Source organism: Streptomyces sediminimaris, assembly GCF_047049295.1.
GTDB lineage: Bacteria > Actinomycetota > Actinomycetes > Streptomycetales > Streptomycetaceae > Streptomyces > Streptomyces sediminimaris.
On record NZ_JBJWOT010000001.1, the window covers coordinates 4,739,738 to 4,751,996 of the forward strand.

The 12,259-nt window shown below is 71.2% G+C and carries 10 protein-coding genes; 8 read left to right on the forward strand and 2 right to left on the reverse strand.

Annotation, left to right across the window (positions count from 1 at the left end; translation table 11 throughout):
* Positions 1-77 precede the first annotated feature (77 nt).
* Together ACJ9NR_RS22055 and ACJ9NR_RS22060 are read left to right on the forward strand one after the other, a co-directional pair.
* Positions 78-839, forward strand: a complete 762-nt coding sequence (locus ACJ9NR_RS22055) for a MerR family transcriptional regulator (protein WP_412493598.1) — start codon at positions 78-80, stop codon at positions 837-839.
* Positions 840-1,007: 168 nt separating this feature from the next.
* Positions 1,008-2,093 carry a DedA family protein gene (locus ACJ9NR_RS22060; RefSeq protein WP_412493597.1) on the forward strand — a complete coding sequence of 362 codons (1,086 nt, stop codon included), beginning with the start codon at positions 1,008-1,010 and terminating at the stop codon, positions 2,091-2,093.
* A 60-nt stretch (positions 2,094-2,153) separates the two neighbouring features.
* On the opposite strand, the gene ACJ9NR_RS22065 is transcribed toward ACJ9NR_RS22060, so the two are convergent.
* Positions 2,154-3,824, reverse strand: a complete 1,671-nt coding sequence (locus ACJ9NR_RS22065; protein WP_412493596.1) for a threonine/serine exporter family protein — start codon at positions 3,822-3,824, stop codon at positions 2,154-2,156.
* Between the two features lie 104 nt (positions 3,825-3,928).
* Positions 3,929-4,420 (reverse strand): inorganic diphosphatase, encoded by a 492-nt coding sequence (locus tag ACJ9NR_RS22070; RefSeq protein WP_404201740.1) that lies wholly within the window; start codon positions 4,418-4,420, stop codon positions 3,929-3,931.
* A gap of 79 nt (positions 4,421-4,499) precedes the next feature.
* Between ACJ9NR_RS22070 and dacB the strand changes: the two genes are divergently transcribed.
* The 6 genes from dacB to folE all read left to right on the forward strand — a co-directional run bounded on the left by dacB (position 4,500) and on the right by folE (position 12,206).
* Positions 4,500-6,182, forward strand: a complete 1,683-nt coding sequence (dacB, locus tag ACJ9NR_RS22075) for a D-alanyl-D-alanine carboxypeptidase/D-alanyl-D-alanine endopeptidase (protein WP_412493595.1) — start codon at positions 4,500-4,502, stop codon at positions 6,180-6,182.
* A 75-nt stretch (positions 6,183-6,257) separates the two neighbouring features.
* Positions 6,258-7,382, forward strand: a complete 1,125-nt coding sequence (locus ACJ9NR_RS22080; protein ID WP_412493594.1) for a zinc-dependent metalloprotease — start codon at positions 6,258-6,260, stop codon at positions 7,380-7,382.
* Between the two features lie 191 nt (positions 7,383-7,573).
* A complete protein-coding gene (gene tilS / locus ACJ9NR_RS22085; RefSeq protein WP_412493593.1) occupies positions 7,574-8,617 on the forward strand; it encodes a tRNA lysidine(34) synthetase TilS in 1,044 nt (347 codons plus the stop codon).
* Positions 8,618-8,670: 53 nt separating this feature from the next.
* Positions 8,671-9,231 (forward strand): hypoxanthine phosphoribosyltransferase, encoded by a 561-nt coding sequence (hpt, locus tag ACJ9NR_RS22090; RefSeq protein ID WP_412493813.1) that lies wholly within the window; start codon positions 8,671-8,673, stop codon positions 9,229-9,231.
* A 184-nt stretch (positions 9,232-9,415) separates the two neighbouring features.
* Positions 9,416-11,455: an ATP-dependent zinc metalloprotease FtsH gene (ftsH, locus tag ACJ9NR_RS22095; RefSeq protein ID WP_412493591.1), complete on the forward strand. Its 2,040-nt coding sequence runs from the start codon at positions 9,416-9,418 to the stop codon at positions 11,453-11,455.
* A 145-nt stretch (positions 11,456-11,600) separates the two neighbouring features.
* The gene (folE, locus tag ACJ9NR_RS22100; protein ID WP_412493590.1) at positions 11,601-12,206 is read left to right on the forward strand and encodes a GTP cyclohydrolase I FolE; all 606 of its coding nucleotides are present in this window, start codon (positions 11,601-11,603) and stop codon (positions 12,204-12,206) included.
* Positions 12,207-12,259 lie beyond the last annotated feature (53 nt).

Consider the following 12,259-nt stretch of genomic DNA (forward strand, 5'->3'; position numbering starts at 1 on the left):
TCGCGGGCGAACGGGCTTGCACCTCACGTGACGTGAGGGCTCAGCGTGGAGTGCGTACCGAGAAGGGAGCGGACGAAGTGAGCTACTCGGTGGGACAGGTCGCGGGCTTCGCCGGTGTCACGGTGCGCACGCTGCACCACTACGACGACATCGGGCTGCTCGTCCCGAGCGAGCGCAGCCGTGCGGGCCACCGGCGCTACAGCGACGCCGACCTCGACCGGCTCCAGCAGATCCTGTTCTACCGGGAGCTCGGCTTCCCGCTCGACGAGGTCGCCGCCCTGCTCGACGACCCGGCCGCGGACCCGCGCGCGCATCTGCGCCGCCAGCACCAGCTGCTGACCGCCCGGATCGAGAGGCTGCAGAAGATGGCGGCGGCCGTCGAACACGCCATGGAGGCACGCACGATGGGAATCAACCTCACCCCCGAGGAGCGGTTCGAGGTCTTCGGCGACAAGGACCCCGAGCAGTACGCCGAGGAGGCCGAGCGGCGCTGGGGCGGCACGGAGGCGTACGCCGAGTCGCAGCGCCGCGCGGCCGGCTACACCAAGGACGACTGGAGGCGCCTGCAGGCCGAGGCGGACGCCTGGAGCGAGCGCTACACCGCTGTGGTGGCCGCCGGGGAGCCGGCGTCCGGCGAGGCGGCGACGGACCTGGCCGAGGAGCACCGGCAGCACATCAGCAGGTGGTTCTACGACTGCCCGTACGCCATGCACCGGTGTCTCGCCGAGATGTACGTCTCCGACGAGCGCTTCAAGGCGTTCTACGACTCCATGCGTCCCGGTCTCGCCGAGCACCTCAGGGACGCGATTCTGGCGAACGCCGACCGTCGCACCGCATAGCACGCCGACGGGTCGCGGAGGGCGGGGGTTGGTACGGGTCCGCGCACAGTGCAGACTGAGCACACCGGTGGAACCTGGGGCGGACACAACGCGTTGACGGTTTGTGCGCCCTCGGAAGGATGCCGTAGGACGCCGTACCTTCTCTCACCCCCTCAGGAGCCCGGAACCGTGATGTCGCTTGCCCTCGGCCCGAGCTGGCTGGACCCGAACCATCTGCTCGACACGTTCGGCATCTGGGGCCTGCTCTTGATCGTCTTCGCCGAATCGGGCCTGCTCATCGGCTTCTTCCTGCCGGGCGACTCGCTGCTGTTCACCTGCGGCCTGCTGATCACCGCGGGCACCATGGACTTCCCGCTGTGGGCCGCCATCCTGCTGATCTGCCTCGCCGCGGTCCTCGGCGACCAGGCGGGCTACCTCTTCGGCAAGAAGGTCGGCCCCGCGCTCTTCAGCCGCCCCGACTCCCGCCTGTTCAAGCAGGAGAACGTGGTCAAGGCGCACGAGTTCTTCGAGAAGTACGGCCCCAAGTCCCTGGTCCTGGCCCGCTTCGTGCCCATCGTGCGCACGTTCACGCCGATCATCGCCGGCGTCAGCGGCATGCGGTACCGCTCCTTCATCACCTTCAACGTCATCGGCGGCGTCCTGTGGGGCGCCGGCGTGACCCTGCTGGGTTCCTGGCTCGGCAACGTGGACTTCGTCCACAAGAACGTCGAGATGATCCTCGTCCTGATCGTCCTGGTCTCGGTGGTCCCGATCGCCATCGAGTTCCTGCGCGCCCGCGGCAGGGCCGGGAAGAACCCCGAGCCCCCCGCTCCCGGCGAGGCCCGGCGGCAGCCCCCGGTCATGGACGACGCGACGACCCGGCTGCGCCGCGTCCCCGGCGCGGAGGACCGGGGCCACCACGGCTCCCAGCGGCAGTACCCGCAGCAGCAGTACCCGCCCCAGCAGCAGCCGTACGGCCAGGGCTCCTACGGCCAGGGCTCCTACGGCCAGGGCTACGTCCAGGGCTCGTACGGCCAGGACTCCTACGGCCAGAACCCCCACGGCCACGGGTCCTACCGCCCCGACGCGTCCTACGGCCGGCACCCGGCGTACGAGCCGGAGCAGCCCTATGACGCCGGTCAGCCCTACGACGCCGGTCAGTCCTACGACGCCGGCCGGCAGTACGACCCGGACCGGCCGTACGCCCGGCAGTACCCGCAGCAGCCCTACGACGGCGGGCAGAACGGGCAGTACCCGCACGGCGAGGGCTACTAGGGCGGCCCTCGGCCCCGGGCGTCGGCGCGGACGGCACCGGTGCGTGAGGCGCTGAGGCGGTCAGAAGCCCCGGGTCCGCTTGGCGGCCCGGCGGCCCGCCGCGCTGGCCGCGCCCGGCAGGCGCAGGAACAGCCGTGAGATCTCGGAGCCGAGGTTGACCCCGATGGCGATGGCCATGGCGAGGGAGACCGCCGTGGCGAGGGAGACCAGCCCCTTGTCGATCTTGTTCTGGGCTATCGACAACAGTCCGAAGTAGGTGGCCGAGCCCGGCAGCAGGGGCCCGATCGCCGCCGTCGTGTAGGGCAGGGCGGAGGCGAACCGGTAGCGGGACAGCAACTGCCCGAACAGGCCCACCAGCCCTGCCGCCGCCGCCGTGGAGGCGACCGGGGAGAGGCCGCCGGGGTAGTGCAGCGCTCCGTAGACCACCCAGGCGACGCCGCCGTTCAGGGTCGCCCACAGCACGGTGGCCCGCTCCTGCTGCAGCAGCACCGCGAACGTCAGGGACAGCAGCATCGACGCGACGATCTGCAGCACGGGCCGCGGCGCGATGCCCAGGGCCGCGTCGGGGTTGAGCTTGGCGCCCAGGTTCACCCCGAAATACAGGACGACCAGGACGCCCACGACGATGCCGACGAAGAAGTACATGACCTCCAGCAGCCGCGCCGACGCGGTGATGTAGAAGCCGGTCAGGCCGTCCTGCACGCCCGCCACCAGCGCCCGCCCCGGCAGCAGCGCGAACAGGCCACCGGTGATGACCGCGGACGCCTTGACGTCGACGTGCGCGACGGTGAGCGCGACCCCGAGCGCGGCCGGCGGCATCGCGGCCACCGTGAACTGGTAGAACTCCGGCAGCCCGCGTCCGGCGCACAGCCACGCCAGCCGGTCGCCGAGCATCGCGCCCAGCGCCGCCGCGAAGAACACGAACAGGCCACCGCCGACGAGCACCGAGGCGGCGCCCGCGAGCAGCCCGCCGGCCGCCGTCAGCACCCACCCCGGGTAGGGGTGCCGGTTGCGCCGGATCTCGGCCAGCCGCCGGTAGGCCTCCTCCAGGGAGAGGTGGTTCTCCGGGTCGCTGAGGTCGTCCACCAGCCGGAACACGGCCGCCAGTCGCGTGTAGTCGACGGCCCGGCGCCGCACGGTCCGCGAGGCCGTCACCGGGTCGTCGACGAGGGACGGCTGGTACGAGATCGACAGCAGGGTGAAGGTGACGTTCGGCTCGCAGCGGTCGAGGCCGTAGGAGCGGCAGACCGCGAACATCGCGGCCTCCACGTCCTCGGCGCCCTCGCCCCCCGCCAGCAGCAGCTCGCCGATGCGCAGGGTCAGGTCGAGCACGCGCGGGACGGCCGGACCGCCGTCCTCCGCCTTCGGCCCGGGCTCCGGCGCGGGCCGCTCGGCGACCGGCATCCGCAGCATCGTGCGCATGCGGACCTGCCAGGGCACGTCCTTGGTCAGGCTGACCGCGGGGACGCCGCTCGCCGGGGTGAAGGCGGCGGGGGCGTGCCGGGCGCTGTAGGTGCGCGGCACGCTGAACGCCGACCCCTCGGGCTCGTCGCCGGGCGGCGGGGGGGCGTCCAGGCCCTCGGGAACCGCGAACTCCGACGTGGTCTCCGGTTCGACGGCGCTCCTGGGGGCGGCGAAACCCGCCGGGAGGGCGAACTCGGATGTGATCTCCGGGTCGAACGTGCCCCTGGCCTCGTCCGACTGCGGCTTGCGGTCCTCCGCCTCCGTCACGTGAGTAACGCTCCCTGTACGACGCGTGCAGCAAGGCCAGTATGCGCACAGAGGACCGAACGGGCCGCACGCGTAGGCGTGCGGCCCGCGGAAGAACTCAGGCCTCAGTGGCCGCCCTGCTCCTTGAACCGCTTGTAGGACCGCTCGATCTCCAGCTCGGCGTCCGTGCGGCCGACCCAGTTGGCGCCCTCGACGGACTTACCGGGCTCCAGGTCCTTGTAGACCTCGAAGAAGTGCTGGATCTCCAGGCGGTCGAACTCCGAAACGTGGTGGATGTCACGCAGGTGCTCCACGCGCGGGTCGGTGGCGGGCACGCACAGCAGCTTGTCGTCGCCGCCGGCCTCGTCCGTCATCCGGAACATGCCGATCGCACGGCACTTGATCAGGCAGCCCGGGAAGGTCGGCTCGTCCAGGATGACCAGCGCGTCCAGCGGGTCGCCGTCCTCGCCGAGGGTGTTCTCGACGAAGCCGTAGTCGGTCGGGTAGGCGGTCGAGGTGAAGAGCCGACGGTCCAGGCGGATCCGACCGGTCTCGTGGTCCACCTCGTACTTGTTCCGCGAACCCTTCGGGATCTCGATCGTGACGTCGAACTCCACCGGTGGCTCCTCCATGATCAACACATAGTTCTGGTGGTTAAGTGTCCCTCACGCAGGTGTGTGATCGCGAAAGGGGCTGGTGGTCGTGCCTGAGCTGAGGCCTTGGCGGGCCGCGAGACCGCATGTGGCGCGGGCCGCGAACGCCGTACGACCGCGTCTGGCACGGGCCGCCGGTACCGTACGCCCGCATCTCGAACGAGCCGCGGACGCCGTGCGGCCGGGCCTTGTGCGGGCGACGGCCGCTGCGAAACCGCAGCTCGCGCGTGTGCGGACCGTCCGGTTCACGCGGCCGGAGTCCGTCGGCACATGGCGCTACACCGCGGGCGCCGCAGCCGCCGGTCTGGCGCTGGCGGTCACCGTGGCGACCGCCGCCGGTCCCTGGGACTCCTCGGGTCAGCGTACGGCCGAGGAGGACCGCGCAGTCGCCCTGGAACACGCGGGTGGCACAGATCACGGCCGTAATTCCGGTACGTCCGATTCATCCGGCACGGCGGCCGGGGCGCCCCGGCCCGCTCCCAGCGCCGCGTCCGTCCTGGTCGGCCTGGGCCGCGCCACCACCGCGGTGCGGCCGTCCCCGACCGGCACGGCCCTCGCCGGCGTCCTGGACCCCCTGCTGGAGAACGCGGCGCTCGGCGCCCGGCACGGCGCCGCGGTCGTCGACGTCGCCACCGGCAGGCGGCTGTACGGCGACGGCGCCGACGAGGGGCTCACCCCCGCCTCCACCACGAAGATCGCAACCGCGACGGCCGCCCTGTCGGCGATGGGGGCCGGCCACCGGCTGACCACCCGCACCGTCCTGGAGCCCGGCACCGGCAAGCTCGTCCTGGTCGGCGGCGGCGACCCGACCCTGACGGCCCGCGCCTCCGGCTCGGGCGGAGCCGGCAGCGGGCAGAACTGGGCGAGCCTCAGGACGCTGGCCGACCGGACGGCGAAGGCGCTGCGCGAGCGCGGCGTCCGCAAGGTGACCCTCGCCTACGACGCGAGCCTGTTCACCGGCCCCTCGCTGCATCCCATCGGTGTCAACGGCAACCTCGCGCGCGTCAGCGCCCTGGTGGCCGACGAGGGCCGTACCGACGACTCGACGAGCGGCCCGGTCACGCGCGTGCCGGACCCGGCGGCGGACGCGGCCCGCAAGTTCGCCGCGTTCTTGAAGGGCGACGGCATCACCGCCACCTCGCCCGTCCCGGCCAGGGCGGCGAGCGGGGCCGAGAACCTCGCCGCCGTCTCCTCGCCCCCGCTCTCCGCCGTGGTCGAGCGGATGCTGACCCACAGCGACAACGACATCGCCGAGGCCCTGGCGCGCCAGACGGCCCTCGCGACGGGGAGGCGGGCGAGCTTCGCCGGCGGCGCGGCCGCGATCGCCGCCCGGCTCAGGAAGCTGAAGCTGCCGCTCGAGGGCGCCCGGTTCCACGACGGCAGCGGACTCGACCGGAACGACCGGCTGACGGCCGGCCTGCTCACCGCCCTGCTGGTCGAGGCGGGCGACCCGGCCCACCCCGAGCTCCGCCCGATCCTCACGGGTCTGCCGGTGGCCGGCTTCACCGGAACCCTGACCGGCCGCTACCACGACGGAGCGGCCGGGCTGGTACGGGCGAAGACCGGCACCCTGACGGGCGTGAACACCCTGGCGGGCACGGTGGTCGACCGGGACGGCCGGCTCCTGGCCTTCGCGTTCCTCGCCTCGGACACGACCAGCCCGGCGGCGGCCCAGTCGGCACTGGACCGGACGGCGACGGCCCTGGCGGCGTGCGGCTGCCACTGACACCCGGCAGGCCCCCGCGCACCGGCCCGCCCGCGCGGCCTGCCCCAAGCGGTGACGCTCACGTACCGTTGACGCATGACGAGCATCGGTGGTGCCGAGATGGTCGACTGGAATCTCGCGGTGGCGACCGCGACCCGGCTCGTACGGCCGGGCCCCGACGTGAGCCGCGACGAGGCCCGAGAGGTCGTCGCGGAGCTGCGCCGGCATGCCAAGGCCTCGGAGGAGCATGTCCGGGGCTTCACCCGTATGGGCACGGAGGAGGTCCACGACACCCCGGTCCTCGTCGTCGACCGCCCCGGCTGGGTGCGGGCGAACGTCGCCGGCTTCCGGGAGATCCTCAAACCGCTCCTCGACAAGATGCAGGAGCGGCGCGGCAGCACCCCCGGCGGGGCGGTCCTCGGCGCGGTCGGCGGCAAGGTCACCGGCGTCGAACTGGGCATGCTGCTGTCGTTCCTGGCCTCCCGCGTCCTCGGCCAGTACGAGACGTTCGCCCCGGCCACGCGCGACCTGCCGACGGGGGAGGGCGGCGGCGGCCGGCTGCTCCTGGTCGCCCCGAACATCGTGCACGTCGAGCGTGAACTCGACGTCCAGCCCCACGACTTCCGCCTCTGGGTGTGTCTGCACGAGGAGACGCACCGCACGCAGTTCAGCGCGGTGCCCTGGCTGCGCGACCACCTCGAGGGCGAAATCCAGTCTTTCCTGGGGGAGACCGACGTCGATCCCATGACGGTCCTGGAGCGCATCCGCGAGGCCGCCCAGTCCCTCGCGGGCGGACGCCCGGAGGGCGAGGAGGAGGACGGCGGACGGTCCTTCGTCGAGCTGGTGCAGACACCGGCGCAGCGGGAGATCCTCGGACGCCTCACCGCCGTGATGTCCCTCCTGGAGGGCCACGCCGACTTCGTGATGGACGGGGTGGGCCCGCAGGTCGTCCCGAGCGTCGCGGAGATCCGCGAGAAGTTCCAGCAGCGCCGGGCGAAGGGCGCGTCCCGGCTGGACATGGCGCTGCGCAAGCTGCTGGGCCTGGACGCCAAGCTCCGGCAGTACCGCGACGGCGAGCGGTTCGTGCGGGCCGTGGTCGAACAGGTCGGCATGGACGGCTTCAACCGCGTGTGGACCTCCCCCAACACCCTCCCGACCAAGGCGGAGATCGCCAAACCGGCGGACTGGGTCGCGCGGGTGCACCGCAAGAGCGAGTCGTGAACCCCGCGGGGGGTCGTGAAAGGAATCCGGCCGACGGCAGGCGAACGCCCCTCCAATCACCCGTCCGAGGGACCGTGAGCGATGGGTAGGCGTGCGATGCTCGGGGAACGTCCCGGTTCTGTCACCATCTACACACTCTGAGTGACCGACCCGGGCTCAACCCCCCGAAAACTTCATGAAGGGAACCGGACATGGGTCCCCATCCAGCGGTCGCGGCGATACGCCTGGCGGTCCGCCACGTCCTCCACGACATCCTCAACGAGCACCAGACCACCGCCGAGGGCTCCGGGCTCACCGAGCGGTCCCCGCACGAGCGCCGGTCGTCGCCGCTCGTGCTCGTGGCGTGCTCCGGCGGCGCCGACTCCATGGCCCTCGCCTCCGCCCTCGCCTTCGAGGCCCCCAAGCTCGGCATCCGCGCCGGCGCCGTCACCGTCGACCACGGCCTGCAGCCCGGGTCCGACCTGCGCGCCGAGGAAGTCGCCCTGCGCCTGCGCGAACTGGGCCTGGACCCGGTCGACTCGGTGGCCGTGACCGTCGGCCGCGAGGGCGGGCCCGAAGCCGCCGCGCGTGACGCGCGCTACGCCGCCCTCGACGCCTCGGCCCTCCACCACGGCGCCGCCGCGATCCTGCTCGGCCACACCCGCGACGACCAGGCCGAGACCGTCCTGCTGGGACTCGCCCGCGGCTCCGGCATCCGCTCCCTGTCCGGGATGGCCGCGGTCTCGGGGGCCGACGGCCGTTACCGGCGCCCCTTCCTCCAGGTCGACCGGCAGACCGCCCGCAAGGCCTGCATGGTCCAGTCGCTGCCCGTCTGGGACGACCCCCACAACGCCGACCCCGCCTACACCCGCTCCCGGCTGCGCCACGAGGGGCTGCCGGCCCTGGAGAAGGCGCTCGGCAAGGGCGTCGTAGAGGCGCTCGCCCGCACCGCCCGGCTCTCCCGCGACGACGCCGACGCCCTCGACGCGTGGGCCGGCCAGGCCGAGACCTCCGTACGCGACGCGACCGGTCTCCTGGAGTGCGCCAAGCTCTACGTCCTGCCGCCCGCCGTGCGCCGCCGCGTCCTGCGCCGGGCCGCCATCGAGGCCGGGGCACCCGCCGGGTCGCTGTTCGCCCGCCACATCGAGGAAGTCGACCGGCTGATCACCGGCTGGCGCGGCCAGGGAGCCATCAATCTCCCGGGCAAAGTCGTCGCCCGGCGCCAGGGTGGCAGACTGGTGATTCGGCAAGGCTGAAACCTTGCCCCCCTTCGGGGGGTGATGGGCGGCCGGTGGGACGACCGAAAGTGATGCGGGTGGACGCGAAAGACATGGGTGCCGACCTCAAGCAGGTGCTCATCACCAAGGAAGAGATCGACGCGAAGCTGGCCGAGCTGGCCGCGAAGATCGACGCGGAGTACGCGGGCAAGGACCTGCTCATCGTCGGAGTCCTCAAGGGCGCGGTGATGGTCATGGCCGACCTCGCCCGGTGCCTGTCCACCCCCGTCACCATGGACTGGATGGCCGTGTCCTCCTACGGCGCGGGCACCCAGTCCTCCGGCGTGGTGCGGATCCTCAAGGACCTCGACACCGACATCAAGGGCAGGCACGTCCTGATCGTCGAGGACATCATCGACTCCGGGCTGACCCTGTCCTGGCTGCTGTCCAACCTCGGCTCCCGCGAGCCCGAGTCGCTGAAGGTGTGCACGCTGCTGCGCAAGCCGGACGCCGCCAAGGTCGCCATCGACGTGGAGTGGGTCGGCTTCGACATCCCCAACGAGTTCGTCGTGGGATACGGCCTCGACTACGCCGAGAAGTACCGCAATCTCCCGTTCGTGGGTACGCTCGCGCCCCACGTCTACGGCGGCTGAGCCGCCCGGGACCGTCCCGTCGGGACGATCGGGAACCCCAGCGGGTTTCGCGCCGTTGGAGCATGCAGACGGGCTTGCCAGCCCTCCCGTGCGGCTTCGCGCGACGAAGCTGGGGTACCGTCAGAAGAACTGTCTTATCAAACTCACTATGGCAGGAGGGACGGGGCGACACCGCTCCGTATGGATGGACGTGAAGCGATACTTCCGTGGGCCGGTCATGTGGATCGTGCTGGCCGTCCTTGCCGTGGTCGTGTTGATGCAGGTCGTCGGCTCGTCCGGCGGCTACAAGACGGTGGACACCGGCCAGGTCGTGGCGGCGATCAACGACAACAAGGTGGAGTCGGCCAAGCTGACCACCGGTGACGAGCAGACCGTCAAGGTCCAGCTCAAGAACGGCGAAAAGGTCGACGGCAGCTCGAAGATCCAGGCGAGTTACATCGGCCGGCAGGGCGAGGCCATCGCCAGCACGCTGCAGACCAAGTACCAGAACAAGCAGATCCCGGACGGCTACACGGTTTCGCCGTCCAAGCAGAACCCCTTCCTGGGCATCCTGCTCTCCCTGCTGCCCTTCGTTCTGATCGTGGTCGTGTTCCTGTTCCTGATGAATCAGATGCAGGGCGGCGGCTCCCGGGTCATGAACTTCGGGAAGTCCAAGGCCAAGCTCATCACCAAGGACACCCCCAAGACGACGTTCACCGACGTCGCGGGCTGCGACGAGGCGGTCGAGGAACTCCACGAGATCAAGGAGTTCCTGCAGGAGCCGGCCAAGTTCCAGGCCGTCGGCGCCAAGATCCCCAAGGGCGTGCTGCTCTACGGCCGCCCCGGTACCGGCAAGACGCTGCTCGCGCGTGCCGTGGCCGGCGAGGCAGGGGTGCCGTTCTACTCGATCTCGGGTTCCGACTTCGTCGAGATGTTCGTCGGTGTCGGTGCCTCCCGGGTCCGCGACCTGTTCGAGCAGGCCAAGGCGAACGCGCCGGCGATCGTCTTCGTCGACGAGATCGACGCGGTCGGCCGCCACCGCGGCGCCGGCCTCGGCGGCGGTCACGACGAGCGCGAGCAGACGCTGAACCAGCTGCTCGTCGAGATGGACGGCTTCGACGTCAAGGGCGGTGTGATCCTCATCGCCGCCACGAACCGTCCGGACATCCTCGACCCGGCGCTGCTGCGCCCCGGCCGCTTCGACCGCCAGATCGCGGTCGACCCGCCGGACCTGCAGGGCCGTCTGGAGATCCTCAAGGTCCACCAGAAGGGCAAGCCGGTCGCCCCGGACGTCGACCTCGCCGCCGTCGCCCGCCGTACGCCGGGCTTCACCGGCGCCGACCTGAGCAACGTCCTCAACGAGGCGGCGCTGCTGACGGCCCGCAGCGACAAGAAGCTGATCGACAACTCCATGCTGGACGAGGCGATCGACCGCGTGGTGGCGGGCCCGCAGAAGCGGACCCGGATCATGTCGGACAAGGAGAAGAAGATCACCGCGTACCACGAGGGCGGCCACGCCCTGGTCGCGGCGGCGTCTCCCAACTCCGATCCGGTCCACAAGATCACGATTCTGTCGAGAGGCCGGGCCCTCGGTTACACGATGGTGCTGCCGGACGAGGACAAGTACTCCACGACCCGCAACGAGATGCTGGACCAGCTGGCCTACATGCTGGGCGGCCGCGCGGCCGAGGAGCTCGTCTTCCACGACCCGACCACGGGCGCCGCGAACGACATCGAGAAGGCCACCGCGACGGCCCGCGCGATGGTCACCCAGTACGGCATGACCGAGCGGCTGGGCGCCATCAAGTTCGGCGGCGACAACAGCGAGCCGTTCCTCGGACGTGAGATGGCTCACCAGCGCGACTACTCGGAAGAGGTCGCCGCGCTGGTGGACGAGGAAGTCAAGAAGCTCATCGAGAACGCGCACAACGAGGCCTGGGAGATCCTGGTCGAGAACCGCGACGTCCTCGACAACCTCGTCCTGCAGCTGCTGGAGAAGGAGACGCTCGGCAAGGAGCAGATCGCCGAGATCTTCGCTCCCATCGTCAAGCGTCCGCCGCGGCCCGCCTGGACGGGCTCCTCCCGGCGCACGCCGTCCACCCGTCCGCCGGTGCTCTCCCCGAAGGAGCTCGCACTGACGAACGGCGCCAACGGCGCGACCGCAGCGATCTCCACGGCCAAGGCCACCGCCACGGAGTCGGCCCCGGTGGCCGAGCCCGCCCCCGAGGAGCGCCCGGAGAACTGATCACGGCCCCTCCGGCGGCCCCGAAAGGCCCGGAATGAATGCCGCGCCCCCCAGGTTCTAGCCTGGGGGGCGCGGCATTTCCGCCATGTCCGCAGCTGAGGCGCGTGGCCCACACGCGCGACCCCGTGAAGGAACGAGGCACCACATGACCGACCCCGTGACGCTGGACGGCGAGGGTTCGATCGGCGAGTTCGACGAGAAGCGCGCCGAGAACGCCGTACGCGAACTGCTGATCGCGGTCGGCGAGGACCCTGACCGGGAGGGGCTCAAGGAGACGCCGGCGCGGGTCGCGCGTGCCTACAAGGAGATCTTCGCGGGGCTGTGGCAGAAGCCGGAGGACGTGCTGACGACCACCTTCGACCTGGGCCATGACGAGATGGTCCTCGTGAAGGACATCGAGGTGCTGAGCTCCTGCGAGCACCACCTGGTGCCCTTCGTCGGCGTCGCCCACGTCGGGTACATCCCGTCCACCGACGGCAAGATCACGGGACTGTCGAAGCTGGCCCGGCTCGTCGACGTCTACGCCCGGCGGCCGCAGGTGCAGGAACGACTCACCACGCAGATCGCCGACTCGCTGATGCAGATCCTGGAACCGCGTGGCGTGATCGTCGTCGTGGAGTGCGAGCACATGTGCATGTCGATGCGCGGCGTCCGCAAGCCCGGCGCGAAGACCATAACGTCGGCCGTGCGCGGTCAGCTGCGGCACCCGGCCACCCGCAACGAGGCGATGAGCCTGATCATGGCGCGCTGACACCGACGGGGAGCGCCTCCGGGCCGACGGGGAGCGCCGCCGACGGAGAGCGC